Genomic DNA, 18112 nt, shown 5'->3' with positions numbered 1-18112 from the left:
TGCAATAGGAAATACATGGCTAAATATTTCCATCGTTTAAGATGTGATAAATATGCGTATTTTCATAAAAATTGCTTGACAGTCTTAGATGCTCTCATTAAACTTCGATTCTCATTTCGGGGCTATAGCTCAGCTGGGAGAGCGCTTGCATGGCATGCAAGAGGTCGGCGGTTCGATCCCGCCTAGCTCCACCATCATCAAGTAATTGATGATGGGTAACGTTCCAGGTCCCCATCGTCTAGAGGCCTAGGACATCGCCCTTTCACGGCGGTAACGGGGGTTCGAATCCCCCTGGGGACGCCATTTTGGCGTGAACGTTATATAATTTATTAATCTAGGTCCCCATCGTCTAGAGGCCTAGGACATCGCCCTTTCACGGCGGTAACGGGGGTTCGAATCCCCCTGGGGACGCCATCTATTTGGCATAGTTAATCCACTTATCCAAAATTTTCAGCTCGGTGACCAACTGCCTATCTTCGTTTTTTGTAATGAATTGAATTGGCTCGCTGCCACCTTCCGATGCCTAACCAGCAACGATGTAAAACTTAAACTGTTATTTGCGACGGAGCGCTTAAGGCTTCCCCCAAATGCGTATAAAGAATAAAAACCCTCAATGAAAATTATTGTTCAGATGAGGACAGCCAACTCTTAATGGCAATTTTGGTCTCGGCAATGACAGTGAGCAATTGCTCAAAAAGATCTTGCCGTCTCTTGGAGTAACCTGCCTTGCAATATCGTTCAAAGTACTGACAGGCATATTGTAATTTTACTGTGCCGCAATAAAGAGCGCTGCTTTTTAGTTTATGAGCAATTTTTTCAGCATTAGTCCAGTTGTTGTCCGCATGGGCTTTCCGAAGAGCGCTTTCTTCTTGTTGCAGGTTGTCAAAAAGCAATAATTCCAAGATTTCGCGCATTGCAGCTTTAGAGCCGGAGTTGGATAAGGCAATATTTGCATCGAGTAGAGGAAAATTTTGCAACTCGAAAAGCCCAGTCTCTGTATTCGGGAGATCTGAGCCCAAAAATTGTTGCTCTTGATGAGGGGCAGGAGCCAAAAAACTGCTTACTATTTCTTGTAGTGTAGTTCTGGAAAGGGGCTTGGTCAGAATCTTATTCATGCCTGCTTGCAAACATTCTTCTTCAATTTTTTCGACAGCGTGAGCTGTTAGGCCGACGACTGGAATACTGTAATTTTTATGGTTTTGAGGAAGTGAACGAAGCCAATGAGTAAGCTCCTGTCCTGACATGGTAGGTAAACCGATGTCAGTGATGATTAGATCATAGCGGTTAACCTCGATTAATTTCATCGCTTCTTCGGCATCCATCGTTGAGGTGCAATGATAGCCTAACTGTGTGATTAAAGATTCGGCGATGCGTAAGGCAACGGTATTGTCTTCTACCAAAAGAATATTTGCCTTTCCATTAAATAGTGGTTTAGGTTCTTGAGAATCTTTTTCCTCACTCATGAATTCAAAAGCGGGTAAAATTTTCCCTCGCTTCACCTTCAGATTGAAACTAATTCGAGTGCCGACTGTGGGTTCACTTTCAAGCTGGATTTTACTATCTAGGAGCTCGAGGTAGTTTCTAACAATATGCAGGCCAACGCCATGGCCATCGTATTTTCCTTTATAAGATGGATTCACTCGGAAAAATCGTTCGAATACTTGTTGTTGCAATTCCGCCGGTATACCAATGCCGGTATCCCAGATTACAAATTCCAATAATTGCTCATCATTTGCATCGGAAATTTTTTTAACCTGGATGCCAATTTTACCCTTGTCTGTAAATTTAATTGCATTACCAATGAGATTAAGCAAAATCCTGACAAGTTTGGTTCTGTCGGTAATGATGGCATTGCGGATGGCTGGATCAAAATCAATATCCAAATCCAATTGCTTAAGCTTCACAGTAGGCAACTCAAGATGAATCAGGTTTTTTATGCTCTGGTATAGATCAAATTCTTCTTCCACGAGACGATTTTCAGTGCTCTGACTGGCAGCAATGATATCAAGTACACTGTTTAGCAGACTGAGAAGTTGCTCGCCACTTTCATGCACCCAATGCGCATATTGCTTCTCTTCCGGATCCTCAAGCCGCTCTTCCAGTAATTTGGAAATACCGATAATGCCACTGACAGGAGTACGGATATCGTGGCTCATATTGGTGATGAATTCGGTTTTTGCCCGATTCGATAACTCCGCTTGTTCCTTAGCCTTCGCCAAAGATTTTTCCATTTTTATTCGATCAGTGATATCGATGTAAATGCCAAGGACCCCGGTGACTTCACCGTTTTTATTGATAAGTGGCACTTTGCTTGTACTTAGAATTCGTTCTGTTCCGTCTGTGAGTCTTTGACATTCTTCGATATTAATTCTCGACTCTTTGTTTTCAATGATTTTACGATCATCGGCCCGATAACTTTGGCTGTTCTCTTCAGAAACAGGCAGTTCAAAATCGGATTTGCCAATGACCTCTTCTTTTGAATGCAAGCCTAGGGAATTTACGAAAGCCATATTACAGCCCACGTAAGTTAAACTTTTATTTTTCCAAAAAATTTGAGCAGGAAGATAATCGATTATGGTATTGGTTAAGTTATCCTGATTGGCAAAATCTTCCCTTTGTTTCTTTGGCAATACCATAATCTTCCCTAATATGCATGGTTAATTATTCGCTGGATGCTTATTTTTAACCTGATTTGTGCAGTTGTTAGCCGATTGATTATTATTAAAACTACTAGGAGGATTAGTATAAAAGAAAGTATCCCTTTTGTCAGATATGCTGCTTAATTGCTCGGGCACAGTGGGACTAATTTCTTCCACGGAGGAGCTGCTGAGCTCCTTTTCCTGTTTGTCTTTCTGCGGACTAATTTCTTTCAAACGTTCAAAGGTATTCAAAGTGCAGGTATTAGGTTCGTCTGGGGCAGGTTTGGAATGAATCTCATACCGCGCCATGTCCAAAACTCCATTTTTGACATAAGTAATGCCGTTTTCAGTGATGCAATTTTCTCCCAGGAGTAACTGGACCGCTTCATCACCAACATTTAAGACATTGCTTACCTTGCCAGGAAAACAGTACAAGATGTTGTTATACATAAATACGATGGAGCCGCGAAATTCCGTTTGCGTTTTCATCTTGGCCAGAACCTCTCCGGCCCAACCGCAGTATTCAAAGCGGCCGGTTTCGGGCTGATGCTGTTCCAGCTTGCCTGACAAGCCGTTTAGCGCTTGTTCTCCAGGTTCTCCCGTTTGTTCTGTCGTGGAAAACCATGACCAAAAACGCTTGGCTTCGCCTTCAATTCGGGGCTTAATCATGGTTTTGATGTAATCGTCCGTAATGGAATTTAAAATTTCACGAGCTTGCTCTGGGGTTTCGCTGGAGGCCATAATGGTATAGGCTCCATGGGTCAGAATGTAATCCTGTTCGAAGTTTGGTTTATCAACCACCGGCATCATGCAGGGAAACATCCCATCCATTACAATGGCCGAAAAGGGTTTGTCGCTTTTGGGTTGCGTATCTTTGTATTTCAAGGCCAGGCAAGGTTGATACCGTACTTCCATTGCTACCGGAAATTTATCTTTCAAATCTTGCGGAATCAGCGTTTGGTAGCTGGTGGCATTAATAACAAAATCATGTACAGAAGCTTTGTTATTGGCATCGCAGATTACTGTTTGCTCAGTTTCTGTTTTACGAGTCTCGGTTACTTTATAATTGCAAACAATATTTACACCGGCTGCTTTTAATTTATTAAGAAAAGCATTACGGAGGCGATCTCCGAGAATAATACTGGGCTCGTCTAGATTCATAGCCATTTCTATTTCATCAGTATAACCTTCACCACTCATGTCAATGTGTTGTGCCTCGGGCGACTCACGACAAACCGTTTCAAAGGTTTCCTTATCTACTTTAGAGGCATGGCCTAAGGCATCAATTTTACCAAGGGCATAGATGGATTGTGAGTGGGGAACGACGAACTCCGGGAACTCCTGACAGAACCTTTCGAAAGTTTCCAGGCAGCTTTCGCGGGTAGCTGGGGAGCGCGGATAATGAGGGCCTTTGTGTAGCCTAATACCAAATTTGCCAGAAATTCCACTGAGGATCTGGCTATTTCGCTCATAAATTGTAACTTTACAGCCAAGCTTAGCGAGTGATAAGGCCAGGTAACATCCGTACCAGCCTCCACCTATTATGGCTATGTCTTTGTTCTTGAGTTCATTTATTGGCATACAGAAACTTTTTAAAAAATATTAATCTATCAACATGTAAATATATTATACAATAACCGAAAGCATTTGTATCCATTATTTACATTTGGACTTCTATTTTGCACAGAGGATTTTGATAATTAATATTTTTATAAGAACCCTAAAGTCTCTCGAAGATAGTTCGGGTATTGAATCCAAATAGGCGCTCATGCATGCGATAGGCATACTCATCAGTCATGTTGGCGATGTAATCACAAACCACACGATAGGCGGCTTTTTCATCTGAAGCTTGTTGAAAGAGTTCACGATTTTTGCTGTCTAGCAAGGTACTGGCATTGGAGCTAATCGCTTCAAATAATCTCAAAACCACGGTTTGTCCGCCATACTCAAAAGTACGTGCTTCTTGTGAATCAATCACATGCTGGTAAATTAAATTTTTTAAATAATTAAGTAAGGCAGACGCTTCAGGAAGTAACATCAAATTATACTTAAGCAAAGGATCTTTGAATTCTTCATTGCTAATGGTGATGCGAGTGGCGGTGATGAAATAATTAACCATTTCACCAATGGCTTGTTTGCATTGATGAGCCCGAGGGCTAAACAGTGAATCAATGAGCCTGTCTTGAGTTTCTGTCAAAGGGGTTTCAGCCAAAAGCTGGCGAAAAATGGCACCGTCGAATTGTTCGCGATTGATTAAGCGTAAATGGATGGCATCTTCTAAATCATGTACTCCATAGGCGATGTCATCGGCTGCATCCATGATTGAACAATCGAAACTTCGATAAGCAGCCTTGCCATGTTCTTTTAGCTTGGGTGCTTTAAGCAAGGATTGGAAGAGGCTTTTATCGTTTTCGCTAAAGGGTGAGAGAATCCAATTGACTTCCTCTTGCTCACTTTCAAAGTAAGCCTTTGGTGGTAACCAGTCGTTAACCCGAATGGTTTTATGCGCTGATGTAGACGCTTGCGGTAACTGAAAGGCCACAACTTGAGCACGATTTACCGGGTATTTCATAACACCCAGCAAGGCTCTTCTGGTTAAATCCATGCCGTAAGGGCCATAACTGTCTTCTGTTTTAGTCAATAAACGCAAAGTTTGACCATTGCCCTCAAAGCCTCCATGATTTCGCATCATATAGTTCAAAGCCACTTCACCCCCATGACCAAAAGGCGGATGGCCGATGTCGTGCAAAAGACAAATCACAGAAATTAAATCATCATTAGGGAGTAAACCGCTTAACCCATTGCCAGCATGATTCATTGCCAAATTACGAACGATGCTGCGTCCTATGGAGGCGACTTCAAGGGAATGGGTGAGGCGGGTTCGATGAAAATCACCTTCATCGGTGCCTAAAATTTGTGTTTTACGCTGCAAGCGACGAAATGCCGGAGAATGAATGACCCTGGTTCTGTCTCTTTCATAGGGATCTCGATGATCCTGGAGACCTCGCTGATGAATTTGACCAGAGCGTCTATGAGTCCACATACTAACTACTAAACATGCAAATCCAATAATGTATGCGATTATTTGCCTTAAAACAACTCTGCCAAGGCATTGAATTGGTTATATCAGCCTGGATTCAACGAATTCACTAAAGTTTTTTTAATTTTTAAAGATAAAAGTAATATCCCGTAAAATAACAAGGGCCTATTAAATCATCCGATTAAAGGCACGATAAGGGAGAACTCAAATGAATAACAACAAATTCTTTGTAGTTTGTCTTTGCGTAAGCGGACTTTCAGCTTGCACTTCAATGGGAGACAGCGGCAAATACATCAATTATCGCAGTGAACCTGCCTTTCTGTACCAAAACAATCTTTACTATGAAAGTGTGGGTACTGATTATAATTATGATTATCGAGCTGAAAGAGGGCAAGTGAGAGTTCCCAATTCCTATCACGTCGGACCTGATCATTCTCCCGCCTCTTTCAAGGATATTGATAGAACCTGGGTTAATCAACAAAGCCCGCAAGGTTACACCATTCAAATCTCAGAAGGGGAAAAAGCCTCTCAAGTGGCGAAGCAATTGTATAAAGCTCCAAAAAATGATCGAACAGCCCAGATTCAATCCCAGGGTAGCAATGGCCAGACTTACTACAAGGGAGTCTATGGCAGTTATAACAGTTATGAAGACGCGCAAAAAGCGCTTAATAGTTTGCCTCCTGAATTAAAAGCAGGTGCGAACATTAAGAATTGGGGGGCAATACAAAGTTCTTCACAATGAGCTCATTTGGTAGCGATCACAACCATTACTTTAACAACACCCGCGGTTTCAGTCCGCTCGGCGCTTAATTGCTTTAAGGTAATGGCGTAATCGCTACTTAGTGTCCACAACCAGGACAGAAAGGCTATATATGGTACCTGTTCAAAGGTAAGTTCAATGTCGCCTGAGGAAATTTGCTGCAACTGGTGCACAAAGGGCCGAAGGTCATTGTTGCTCAATTGACTATCAATTAAAGCCAATAATTTGGCTTGATTAATTGCTTGCGGGGTTTTTTTATTTTTGGGTTGGCGACTAACTTGCTCCATCCACGCCAAGGTTTCTTTTTTTTCTCGAAGTTGAGAGGTTTTGCTTTCTACAGTCGAGGTTATTGGCGAATAAATCAGAATATAAATCAGATAAAATATGAGGCAGATGGCCGCTATGGACAACATCCAGCGTTCTCGCTCATTGAGGTTACTCCAATAATGGCTAATCACAGGCTAAGCTCCAAAGTAGCTATCACTTTATTCTCCTCCGTCGATGCTTGTGTTTGCCGCACTTTGATTTTGGCTTGCTGCAAGCGATTCTGTAAATCTTCGAGCTCAGCGAAATTGGCAGTAGCCAAGGTGACCAATAGCATTTGGTTTTGAAAGCGAATTTGCTCAAAAGTTATGGTTCCAGCCTTAAAGGATTTGGCCAAGGTATTCGTTAAAATCCAAAAGGTTTGATCATTGCTATTTTGATTCGCTTTTAGCAATTGCGAGATGCGGAATTTTGGGCTTACCACTTGTTGCGCCTGAGGAAAGAATTGATGATAGATATTGGCAATTTTACTGTCCACATGAGTCATTTCCTGATTGATTTGATGCAGTGACCAGGCATTAAAACCCAGGACGCTTAACAGCCAAATTACAGTCATTGCAGTGGCGGCCAGATACCAGCGCCGTAATGCCGTTTGCGTGCCGCCATGCGCCATTTCTCCTTGACAAAGATTAATGGATTTTGTTTTCTGCAGGCGCTGTGCAAGCCACAGGTATGAAGATTGATGAGTGTCAATGACCTCTCCATGATCCGGTATTAAATCTGGATTGCTGTCATCAAACTTGAAAATGCTGTAGTGATTTTCCACAGAAAGAGGGTTGAAGAACAAAGGCATCAGATCCTGACCTAAAGCGCCCTGGAACTCTTTTTCATTCACCAGTATATAAGAGGGCAGAATGGCAATCTCATGTGGGGCGAGACCAAACCAGTCAATGCTGATGTGATCAAAATCAAGATCATGTTCATCAAATTTTGCAATTAAATCGGCTAGATAGTTTTTATCGCCCACCACAATGAGATATTCCCCATGGCTGTAGTGAGTCCGGTCGAAGGCAAAATGCAATGAATTAAAATTTTGCGCCAATTTATCTTCCAGCGCAAAGGGGATTGCTGCCCGAGCTTTTTTTTCGCTGATCCATGGCATTGGAAGTTTATGGATGCTAAACGAGGAAGTGGGTAAAACGACAAAAGTCTGGCAATTCTTTTGCAGCGCTTTTATTTCTTGAATATTGCGTTCAGCCAAGGGAGCTATCACTTGACCGAGTTGGTCAAGACTTAAACTCAAGCAAGCATTTTCATTGAAGTGATCAATAAAAAGAAAGCACGTAGCCATGACGTCCCTGATAAAAAATGTTCTCCTTTCCCAAAAGCGAATTGAGAAAGGAGAAGATGCGTTAAAAGCAGCTTACACGTAAGCGTATTTTCTAACAACCGTAGCAGCAGCCCATTGTTGCTTTAACTGTTGAGCGAGCAAGTAGACCACCATCGCATATTGCGGGCTATTGTTGTAACGGGTAATGACGTAAAAATTTGGATAAGCAAGCCAGTATTCAGCACCATTTTCGCTATTAAGTTCAATCAGGCCTGCTTTTTTCGGAGGATGCAAAGCAGCGGTGAGCGGTTTGACGCCAGCAGCCGTCAATTGTTGCCATGGATAGGCGGCTGCTTTGTTCATGGTATTGATTCGTTTGTAGAGATTGCCCTCAATTTTGGCAGGTTGTGCAACTCCCTGATTCATTTGCCAGCCGTGCTTTTTAAAATAATTGGCAATACTTGCAATAACTGCCTCATCATCGTTCATTAAATCTTTTTTAGGATTGCCCGTGAAGTCAACGGCATAATAACGGTAACTGCTTGGCATAAATTGAGGTTTGCCCATCGCACCCGCATAGGAACCCATGTATTCAGTTGGCGAGACTTTATGCTCTTTGCAGAGTAAAAGATACTGCTCAAGCTCTTTGGTAAAGAATGCAGAGCGTTTGGGGTAATTAAATGCCAAAGTGGATAAGGCATCGAGAACCCGATAATTCCCCTGCTTCTTGCCGTATAAGGTTTCTACACCAAGAATGGCTACAATTATATTTGCAGGAACGCCGTATTTTTTTTCAGCTTTCTCCAGTATTTTTGCGTTACTCTTCCAAAAATCAATTCCTTGCTGAACACGTTCCTGGGTCAAAAATAATTGTTTGTATACATCCCAGCTTTTTTTCTCATAAGGCTTTTCCATGGAATCTATAATTTGCGGTTGCAATTGAACTTGACTTAAAACCGCGGTTAGATCTTTTTTATTAAATCCGTGATCGTGGGTCATTTTGTTAATAAACATTTGCACGTCTTTGCGCTGAACAAACGAGCTGTCTGCTTGCACACTTGTACCAAGGCATATGGCAATAAGCAGCAAGCAAAACTTATGTAATTGTCGCATCAGTGATCCTTTGAAATCAAAATTGAGAGTTTAGTCTAAAAAAAAATCAGCAGCAAATGGTTCAAAATTTTTTTGTTTCTTGTGCCATGGTTCCTCGTTAAAGGAATCGCTGCAATTTATCAACCAGATTAAATAAATGCCAACATTGCCACTTTCTGGATGCTAATAATTCAGCTAAAATAAGCTATTTTATAACTAGGTTTTGTCAGTTGAGCGATTTAACGCGAATTCGTAACTTTTCTATTATTGCCCATATCGATCATGGTAAATCAACACTTGCTGATCGTTTTATTCAGCTGTGTGGGGGATTGTCAGATCGAGAGATGGCTGAGCAAGTTCTTGATTCAATGGATATTGAGCGGGAACGCGGGATTACTATCAAAGCACAGAGTGTATCTTTAAACTACAAAGCTCGTGATGGTAAGACTTATCTGCTAAATTTTATCGATACTCCAGGACACGTGGACTTCAGTTATGAAGTTTCTCGTTCCCTTGCTGCCTGTGAGGGAGCCATTCTGGTTGTGGATGCAGCCCAGGGCGTTGAGGCTCAAACCGTGGCCGTTTGCTATACCGCCATTGATCAGAACCTTGAAATTCTTCCTGTGTTAAACAAAATTGATTTGCCCCAGGCAGAACCTGAGCGGGTTATCAGTGAAATTGAAGACATCATTGGCCTGGAAGCTCATGATGCCATCCGCGTTAGCGCCAAAAGCGGATATGGGGTCGAAGACGTGCTTGAAGCCCTCGTGGCACGCATCCCTCCTCCCGAAGGTGATGTGGATGCTCCTCTACAGGCCTTGATTATTGATTCATGGTTTGACAGTTATCTTGGCGTGGTGTCTTTGGTGCGTATCGCCCATGGTTCTCTTAAGAAAGGGGATAAATTGCGCGTCATGTCCACCGGGAAAGCCTATGAAGTCGATCAGGTGGGGATTTTCACACCCAAACGAACCAAAACAGAACTTCTTAAAGCAGGAGAGGTGGGGTATGTGGTGGCTGGGATCAAGGACATCCAGGGAGCTCCCGTTGGTGATACCTTAACTTTGGAAAAGCATCAGGCACAAACTCCTTTACCTGGTTTTAAAAAGGTTAAACCCCAAGTTTATGCAGGTCTTTTCCCGATAAGTGCTGATGATTTTGAAGCGTTTCGCGAAGCATTGGCTAAGCTCAGTTTGAATGATGCCTCCCTCTTTTATGAGCCTGAGTCTTCTGAGGCATTGGGATTTGGCTTTCGTTGCGGCTTTTTGGGTATGCTGCATATGGAGATTATTCAGGAGAGACTGGAGAGAGAATACAATCTGGACTTAATCTCAACTGCTCCAACGGTCGTTTACCAGGTGGTAGATACCAAGGGAGAAACATTGATGATTGATAATCCCTCACAGCTTCCTCCGCCTCAGCAAATCAAACAAATGTTTGAACCGATTGTTCGAGCGAATATTCTTGTTCCCCAAGATTACTTAGGACAAATCATCAGCCTTTGTGTGGATAGGCGTGGAGTGCAGGTTAATATGACCTACAGCGGTCGCCAGGTGTCTGTTTCTTATGATTTACCCATGAGCGAAGTGGTTTCAGATTTCTTTGATCGATTAAAGTCTGTCAGCCGAGGTTATGCCTCTTTGGATTACAATTTTGTTCGTTTCCAGGAAGCTGATTTGGTCAAGATGGATGTACTAATTAACAGCGAACGCGTGGATGCTTTGGCTGTGATTGTCCATCGTTCGGATGCTTATAGCCGAGGAAAAGCCCTCGTTGAAAAAATGCGTGATTTAATACCTCGTCAAATGTTTGATGTGGCGATTCAAGCCGCTTTAGGCAATCACATCATTGCACGCCAGACTGTGAAAGCATTGCGCAAAAACGTCACCGCCAAATGTTATGGAGGAGACGTGACTCGCAAGAGAAAACTGTTGGAAAAACAAAAAGCGGGTAAAAAACGCATGAAACAGGTTGGGCATGTTGAAATTCCGCAAGAAGCTTTTATGGCTGTTTTCCAAACCGAAAGAAAAAAATAACAGGAACAGTTAATTATGAATTTCGCTTTATTATTGGTCATTCTTTCCTTGGTTAGCGGAGTAATTTATTTATTGGATATACTTTACTTCGCCAGGAGACGTAAACCCGATGAAAAACCTGGGCGTATAATCGAGTACTCCCGTTCTTTTTTCCCCGTTTTTATTCTGGTTCTGTTGTTACGGTCTTTTCTCATCGAGCCTTTTCGCATTCCTTCCGGTTCACTGGAGCCAACCTTGCTCGTGGGGGATTTCGTAGCTGTTAATAAATTCGCCTATGGCTTAAGGCTACCTGTTTTGGAAACTAAAATTTTACCTATTTCTGATCCCAAAGTTGGGGATGTGGCCGTTTTTCGTTGGCCACCTGACCCCAGCTATGATTACATTAAGCGCGTAGTAGGTATTCCTGGTGATAAAGTGACTTACCATAACAAAGTCTTAAGTATTAATGGTAAGGAAATGAAACAGACTTTTGTTGAATATACTACGGATGAGAGTTCTGGGCGCGCTGTTGCTAAATATCGGGAAAATTTAAATGGTGTCGAACATAATATTTTTGTAAGACCTGACGTTCCCGCAGAGGATTTTGACGTGGTTGTGCCCGAAGGCCATTATTTTATGATGGGCGATAACCGTGATGACAGCGCTGATAGTCGCTTTTGGGGCTTTACCCCTGAGTCGTATTTGCGTGGGAAGGCCTTTTTAGTCTGGATGAGCTGGAATGGAAAGACCGACAGCGTGCGATGGTCAAAACTAGGACGGCCAATCCATTAGTTAGGGATGTCAATTCGAGGTTTTAATATTGGTTCCAATTGATTTGCAACGCCTAAGCCGCCGCTTAGGCTATAGTTTTAAAAATGTGTCTCTGCTAAAGCAAGCTTTAACTCATTGCAGTGTCGGTACAGACAACAATGAACGCTATGAATTTTTAGGGGATTCTATTTTAAGTTTTGTGATCGCCTATGCCCTGTTTCAACAATTTCCAGAACAAACAGAAGGTCAGCTGAGTCGTTTGCGGGCCTTTCTCGTCAAAGGCGAAATGCTTGCAGAAATTGCAAATGAGCTGCAACTTGGCGATTATTTATTTCTCGGCCAAGGTGAACTGAAGAGTGGAGGTTTTCGCAGAGCGTCTATTCTTGCAGATGCCTTAGAGGCTGTTATCGCCGCGGTTTTTTTAGACGGGGGGATAGAAGCCAGCCGTGACCTGGTGCTTAAGTTATACCATTCGCGACTAGAAGATTCCGCTTTACACGATAATTTGAAAGATGCCAAAACTCAGCTACAGGAATATTTACAAGCATCTAGAAAGCCACTGCCTGAGTACAGTCTTCTCAGAGTCGAGGGAGAAGAGCACGAGCAGATATTTCACGTTTCTTGTAAAATAAGCGGTATTAAGGAGTGTTCTGCAGGCAGTGGCCCTAATCGACGAAAAGCTGAACAAGAAGCTGCAAAAAAACTTCTGCAGCAATTAAAGGCTCAGTGATAATCCTTTTCTATCCTAAGCAAATTGCCTGCGGAGTACTTAGCGTTATGGCATTTGCTCATTGCAAATTAATGGGAACTGGGTAACTATCATTGAAATGCCCCTTGCTCTGCGATTGCCATGAATAAACAGGCAGCCTTTGTATTTTTATTGTTTACTCTCACCACAGGATGCCCCTGGTTTTCAGTGCCAGCGACTGCCAAAACCTCAATTTCCGTTAAGGATGTTGCCAGCAATACCCTGAACGTTGTAGCGGATCATTTGAATGTCCCCTGGAGTCTCGATTTCTTACCCGACGGCAAGTTGTTATTTACTGAGCGTTCAGGAACAATCAAACTCCTCGATTTAAATGATCAGAACCACTCACCGAAATTGGTGGCTCGAATTAATGAGGTATCCAGCATTGGTGAGGGGGGATTGCTGGGTTTGGCCGTGCATCCAAATTTTGGCTACAAACCTTTCATATATCTTTATTACAGTTACTCAAAGCAAACTCATTATTTTAATAAAGTGGTGCGTTTTCAATGGGATCATTCCCAGTTGAGTAATCCAAAGACACTCGTCGATGAAATTCCAGCCGCAGCGATTCATAATGGTGGGCGATTGCGCTTTGGCCCGGATGGTTTACTCTATATCACTACCGGTGATGCCAATCACCCGGAAAATGCGCAAAATTTGCAGTCATTATCAGGAAAAATTTTAAGAATAGATGCTGATGGCCATATTCCTAAAAATAATCCTTTCCCCAATTCGTTGATATATTCTTATGGCCATCGCAATCCACAAGGTTTGGCCTGGGATGACCATGGTCAACTCTGGGCTACCGAACATGGACCCAGGGCACATGATGAAATAAATTTAATTAAACCGGGAGCTAATTACGGCTGGCCAGAGATCATTGGCCAAGAAGGTAAAGGGGGCATGCAAACTTCTATTTTACAAAGCGGAGTAGAGACATGGGCACCTTCCGGAGCCGAATTTTATCATGGCATATTTTATTTTTGTGGTTTGAGAGGGCAAGCGCTGTTTGCCTTCAATGTCAAAACAAAAGAATTAAAAAGCTATCTGCAAAATAAAGTAGGGCGGCTCCGTGACATTCGTTTGGGACCGGATGGATTGTTTTACGTTGCAAGCAATAATCGGGATGGTCGAGGCTTTGCCAGAAAGGAGGATGATTTAATCCTGGCTATTGATCCTAAGCAATTAAATTAATCCAAAAACTGTTTAGAATCCTTCACCTATAATAAAGGATATGGATTACATAAGGGATTGCCGATGGGTCTTCATGAGTATCATCAAAAAAGGGATTTTAAAAAAACCCCCGAACCTAAAGGTGAGGTTCACGCGCAAGATCATCATCTTTTCATTATTCAAAAGCATGCCGCCAGCCACTTGCACTATGATTTTCGAATTGAGCTTGATGGAGTCCTTAAAAGTTGGGTTGTGCCGAAGGGACCCTGTCTTGATCCTGGCGTCAAACGTTTAGCCATGCATGTTGAGGATCATCCCATTGAGTACGGTTCTTTTGAAGGCATCATTCCTCAAGGAGAATATGGTGGTGGTACAGTCATGCTTTGGGATAAGGGAGAATGGTTTCCTCTGGATGATGATCCACGCAAGGCTTATGAAAAAGGGCATCTGCGTTTCGAATTGAAAGCTGAAAAGCTCCGCGGACGTTGGGATTTAATTCGCTTCAAAAGAGAAGATAAATCCTGGTTTTTAATAAAGTACAACGATGAATTCGCGAAACCATTTCAAGAATATGATATTACCCTTGAGAAACCCAATAGCGTTCTTACGAGCCGAAGCATTGATGATATCGCTCAAAATTACGATAACATTTGGACGCGGGAGGAGGGACTGGTTCAAGCTGCTTCCAAACCGGTTAGTGAGCGCGAAATTGAAAAGCGTTTGCCAGCAGGATTGAAGGCCGCTTCCTTTCCCAAACAAATTTCACCAGAATTGGCTACCTTGGTGGATAAACCACCTAAAGGTGAGGATTGGCTCCATGAGATTAAGTTGGATGGATACCGCATCCTTGGTTTTAAAGAGAATGGAAACATTCGTTTAATGTCCCGCAACCATATTGATTGGACAGGGCATTTTAAAAACGTCGTTGAAGAATTAACAAAACTACCTTATCGCTCGGTTGTATTCGATGGAGAAATCATTCTGCTTGACGAAAAAGGACACTCAAGTTTTCAATTGCTGCAAAATTCATTGAAGGCGGACAAGGATTATCCTTTTATTTACTACATTTTTGATGTGCTCTATTTTGACAAATATGACTTAAGAAAACTGTCCCTTCTCGAGCGGAAAGACATTCTGCGTGAACTGATACCTTATGGCCATTCAACCCTCCGCTACAGCGACCACATCATAGGTCAAGGTGATGAAGTGTTCGAAAATGCTTGTCAATTGCAGTTAGAAGGGGTCATTTCAAAAAATATTCATAGCAGTTATCAAGAAAAACGTTCTAAATCATGGCTTAAAATTAAGTGCAACCACCGTCAGGAGTTTGTCATTGGTGGTTATTCCAAGGCAAAAGGCGCGCGGCAATATTTTCGTTCCCTCTTTTTAGGTGTGTATGACGATGAAGGAGAGCTCGTATACTGTGGTAATGTGGGTACGGGTTTTTCCGATGAATCGTTAAAACAAGTTTACCAAAAACTACAGCCATTGATTAGCGATGATATGCCCTTTAAAATCAAGCCAAACGACAGCAAAGGTGCTGTCTGGGTGAAGCCAAAACTGGTAGCAGAAATTGAGTTTAGCGAATGGACTTCTGAGAATAAGTTGAGACATCCGAGCTTTAAAGGTTTACGCGAAGATAAAAAAGCTTCTGCTGTTAAACGGGAAACCCAAGTGGAGGTAAGCCGAGTGGAAAAGGAGCCTCAATCAAAGGATGCTGTCAAGTTATCAAATGCCCATAAAATTCTTTACAAAGAAGACCACATTACTAAACAAGATCTTTACGACTACTATGATGAAATCAGCGATTTTATTCTGCCTTATGTAACCAATAGACCGCTTACCTTAGTTCGATGCCCAAGTAATTATGAGAAATGTTTTTTTCAGAAACATTATTATAAAGCTACTCCGAAAGCCTTGTTGGCAGTCCCCATTAAAAATTTAAATGGCGGCGAGATGGAGGATTACATCTTTTTAAATGATAAAAAAGGTTTATTAAGTCTTGTGCAAATGGGTGTTTTGGAAATTCATCCATGGGGCAGCACGATAGAAAACGTTGAATGTCCCGATGTGATTACAATCGATTTGGATCCTGGGCCTGACGTCTCCTGGAAACAAGTCGTTGAGGCCGCCTTTGAAATTAAACAGCATTTGGAAGAGTATCAATTAACCAGTTTTGTTAAAACCACCGGCGGTAAGGGGCTTCACGTGGTAATTCCTGTTGAACCTGAATATGAGTGGGATGAGGTTAAGAATTTTACCAATGTTTTTGTAGAGGTTATGGAAAGGTTAAATCCAGATGCTTACGTTACGAACATGGCCAAAGCAAAACGAAAAGGAAAAATTTTTATTGATTATTTACGCAATCAAAGAGGGGCGACAGCCATCGCAGCATACTCTTCAAGAGCAAGACCGCACGCTCCAGTCTCAACCCCTCTGCACTGGAATGAGCTCAGCGATAACATTGAGGACAACTACTTCACCATTCGAACTTTGCCCGCGCGTTTAAAACAATTAACAGAAGATCCATGGAAGGATTTTTGGAAAATAAAGCAATCACTCAGATTAAATGAATTGTAGTTGCTAAATTGTGCTATAACCTGCAGACCCTTGGCCTAACCAAAACGCCATAAGATTTCCTGTGCATTCAAAGGCATGGATAATTCCCTAGTGAGTGCAATTATTTTGCTGTTATTGCTGGCATTAATTTCGATTTCAGTGCAAGTAAACACGTTTGTACAGGCAAAATAGCGAGGAGATCAATAAAAAAAGTTGGAAGAACGTGCTCATTTGGAAATTCCATTTTCAAATTACACAATGTGAGTTCAATGAAAACATAATATCGCAGTTTAAGGCCTCATCACAGATTTTTAGCCTGTCTAGAACATTCTTTGTTTTTCCTCAAAGATGGATCCTTGTGCATTTCTTTCAGCCAGTTTTAACAATCCCTCTTTTATTTTATTGATTGGGGAGGTTAATTGTTTCTCCACTTGCTGTTCGTAATTTAAATCAAAGGCGGTGATCACAGCATTTTCAATGATTAAGGATGAGGCAAGTTGCTTGAGAACCTTAGTAAAGGTGATAAGACTTTCTGCAAAAATAAAAGGGACATCAAGTAATGAATCTCCAAGAGGAATAACAAAGGGAGATAATTGGTCACCCGGATAAAAGCAGGGGGTGGTTAGACGAGGAGCAAATTTGAATGTGGATGTAATTTTTTTATCAGGGTGCTTTTTTGAAGGTGCATGAAAAAAACGGATGCTGTCTATTTTTTCGTTATTGAAATGTAAAGAATAATGGTCCTCCATCAAAGTTGCCATTTTTTGAACATCATCAGGAGTGGCATTGTCAGGACATTGAAAATATAAATTTTGTTTGCTATTGCTTGATTCCCAATCAAAATGATAAAAAACAGGCAACACAAAAAAAGGCCAACCAAGGCGATGTAATTTTAGTAGGAGTGATAAATCTTCAATGACAGTATTTTTCGCCCACTTAATTCCGCTTCCATCCTTTAAAGAATAATCAAATCTAGCCATTGCGAAAGTAAAACTGAAATCGGATAAGGGAGTTATTTGAAAAGCTGGTTGCTGTAATGTTTGATTGATATTTTTGATAACAGCCCTTTTGCTACCGGTGCAATCAAATACCAAATCCGCGGCTATGATTTCAGAATCCGTCAAATCTAAAGGATTAATCAATTTTATCAAGGTATGACCCACACAGGTTTCAAATTTTTTTCTTATGCAATTAATGTTTAGCTGTTGAACGTAGGCATAGAGTTGTTTTTCTAAATTTCTAATGTAATTTGCAGAGGAGCCATATTCATTGGGAATCGTGATGGTTAGAGGAGAAATCGCCGCATTAACCTGTTCGAATACTTCCCTATTAAACTCACCTGAGCGGATATAGTTGCCTATGCGAGGACCAACCAGGGTCAAATGTTTAACGCCCAATAGGCTTAACTTGATGCAAGTTATCATAGCGGCAGGGCCGTCACCCACAACTACTATTCTACTTGCATTTATTTTTTGAAAATTTGGCATGAATACACAACTAAGAGACCTAAATTAGGCCAAATTTAGCAGAAATACAGAAGTTTCTCAGTATTCAAGAGCATAGCCCTGGGATTAACGGTATAGCTATGCGTTCTGTCACTGAATCCCTGAGAGTTCAGCCTTTGCTGATACTCACAGGAGTGAATTTATGAAAATTGGGTTGAGCAAGCCTGTTAATAATTACTTAAGTTTTATTCCTTATAATCGCGGATTTTTCAAGCA

13 protein-coding genes and 3 tRNA genes are annotated in these 18112 nt (G+C 41.8%); 9 read left to right on the top strand and 7 right to left on the bottom strand.

All coding sequences use genetic code 11. The features are described 5' to 3' along the window. Nucleotides 1-118 precede the first annotated feature (118 nt). The 3 genes from EL203_RS10155 (at nt 119) to EL203_RS10145 (ending at nt 414) form a co-directional block, all read left to right on the top strand. Nucleotides 119-194, top strand: a tRNA-Ala gene (locus EL203_RS10155). A 33-nt stretch (nt 195-227) separates the two neighbouring features. After that, nucleotides 228-303: transfer RNA gene (locus EL203_RS10150), tRNA-Glu, on the top strand. Nucleotides 304-338: 35 nt separating this feature from the next. Further along, nucleotides 339-414, top strand: a tRNA-Glu gene (locus EL203_RS10145). A gap of 206 nt (nt 415-620) precedes the next feature. Here EL203_RS10145 and EL203_RS10140 read toward each other — a convergent pair. The 3 genes from EL203_RS10140 to EL203_RS10130 all read right to left on the bottom strand — a co-directional run bounded on the left by EL203_RS10140 (nt 621) and on the right by EL203_RS10130 (nt 5682). Then, nucleotides 621-2636: a PAS domain-containing hybrid sensor histidine kinase/response regulator gene (locus EL203_RS10140; RefSeq protein WP_058472091.1), complete on the bottom strand. Its 2016-nt coding sequence runs from the start codon at nt 2634-2636 to the stop codon at nt 621-623. A gap of 21 nt (nt 2637-2657) precedes the next feature. After that, nucleotides 2658-4220: an FAD-dependent oxidoreductase gene (locus tag EL203_RS10135; RefSeq protein ID WP_058472092.1), complete on the bottom strand. Its 1563-nt coding sequence runs from the start codon at nt 4218-4220 to the stop codon at nt 2658-2660. A 139-nt stretch (nt 4221-4359) separates the two neighbouring features. Next, nucleotides 4360-5682 carry an anti-phage deoxyguanosine triphosphatase gene (locus EL203_RS10130; RefSeq protein WP_058472093.1) on the bottom strand — a complete coding sequence of 441 codons (1323 nt, stop codon included), beginning with the start codon at nt 5680-5682 and terminating at the stop codon, nt 4360-4362. A 205-nt stretch (nt 5683-5887) separates the two neighbouring features. Here EL203_RS10130 and EL203_RS10125 point away from each other — a divergent pair, with 205 nt between their 5' ends. Beyond that, complete coding sequence (locus tag EL203_RS10125) at nt 5888-6421, top strand: SPOR domain-containing protein (RefSeq protein WP_058472094.1); 534 nt, start codon at nt 5888-5890, stop codon at nt 6419-6421. Nucleotides 6422-6423: 2 nt separating this feature from the next. On the opposite strand, the gene gspM is transcribed toward EL203_RS10125, so the two are convergent. The 3 genes from gspM to mltB form a co-directional block, all read right to left on the bottom strand. Beyond that, complete coding sequence (gspM, locus tag EL203_RS10120; RefSeq protein WP_058472095.1) at nt 6424-6897, bottom strand: type II secretion system protein GspM; 474 nt, start codon at nt 6895-6897, stop codon at nt 6424-6426. Beyond that, nucleotides 6894-8054, bottom strand: coding sequence for a type II secretion system protein GspL (gene gspL, locus EL203_RS10115; RefSeq protein ID WP_058472096.1), 1161 nt, complete (start codon nt 8052-8054; stop codon nt 6894-6896). Before gspL ends, gspM begins: the two co-directional genes overlap by 4 nt. A 72-nt stretch (nt 8055-8126) precedes the next feature. Next, nucleotides 8127-9146, bottom strand: coding sequence for a lytic murein transglycosylase B (gene mltB / locus EL203_RS10110; RefSeq protein WP_058472097.1), 1020 nt, complete (start codon nt 9144-9146; stop codon nt 8127-8129). A gap of 179 nt (nt 9147-9325) precedes the next feature. Here mltB and lepA point away from each other — a divergent pair, with 179 nt between their 5' ends. From lepA to ligD, 5 genes are all read left to right on the top strand, one after another. Continuing rightward, nucleotides 9326-11161, top strand: a complete 1836-nt coding sequence (gene lepA, locus EL203_RS10105) for a translation elongation factor 4 (RefSeq protein ID WP_375232611.1) — start codon at nt 9326-9328, stop codon at nt 11159-11161. A 15-nt stretch (nt 11162-11176) separates the two neighbouring features. Further along, entirely contained in the window at nt 11177-11932 is a 756-nt protein-coding gene (gene lepB, locus EL203_RS10100) for a signal peptidase I (protein ID WP_058472099.1), read from the top strand. A gap of 25 nt (nt 11933-11957) precedes the next feature. After that, nucleotides 11958-12641: a ribonuclease III gene (gene rnc / locus EL203_RS10095; protein ID WP_082647203.1), complete on the top strand. Its 684-nt coding sequence runs from the start codon at nt 11958-11960 to the stop codon at nt 12639-12641. A gap of 120 nt (nt 12642-12761) precedes the next feature. Next, nucleotides 12762-13853, top strand: a complete 1092-nt coding sequence (locus EL203_RS10090) for a PQQ-dependent sugar dehydrogenase (protein ID WP_058472101.1) — start codon at nt 12762-12764, stop codon at nt 13851-13853. Nucleotides 13854-13916: 63 nt separating this feature from the next. Next, nucleotides 13917-16412 carry a DNA ligase D gene (ligD, locus tag EL203_RS10085; RefSeq protein ID WP_058472102.1) on the top strand — a complete coding sequence of 832 codons (2496 nt, stop codon included), beginning with the start codon at nt 13917-13919 and terminating at the stop codon, nt 16410-16412. Nucleotides 16413-16711: 299 nt separating this feature from the next. Here the strand turns inward: ligD and EL203_RS10080 are convergent, their stop codons facing one another. Continuing rightward, complete coding sequence (locus EL203_RS10080; RefSeq protein ID WP_058472103.1) at nt 16712-17878, bottom strand: hypothetical protein; 1167 nt, start codon at nt 17876-17878, stop codon at nt 16712-16714. Between the last annotated feature and the right edge of the window lie 234 nt (nt 17879-18112).

The sequence above is a fragment of the Legionella jordanis genome, from assembly GCF_900637635.1.
GTDB classification, from domain to species: domain Bacteria; phylum Pseudomonadota; class Gammaproteobacteria; order Legionellales; family Legionellaceae; genus Tatlockia; species Tatlockia jordanis.
The sequence above is the reverse complement of the archived record's forward strand: the minus strand, read 5'-3'. Positions and strand labels throughout refer to the sequence as shown.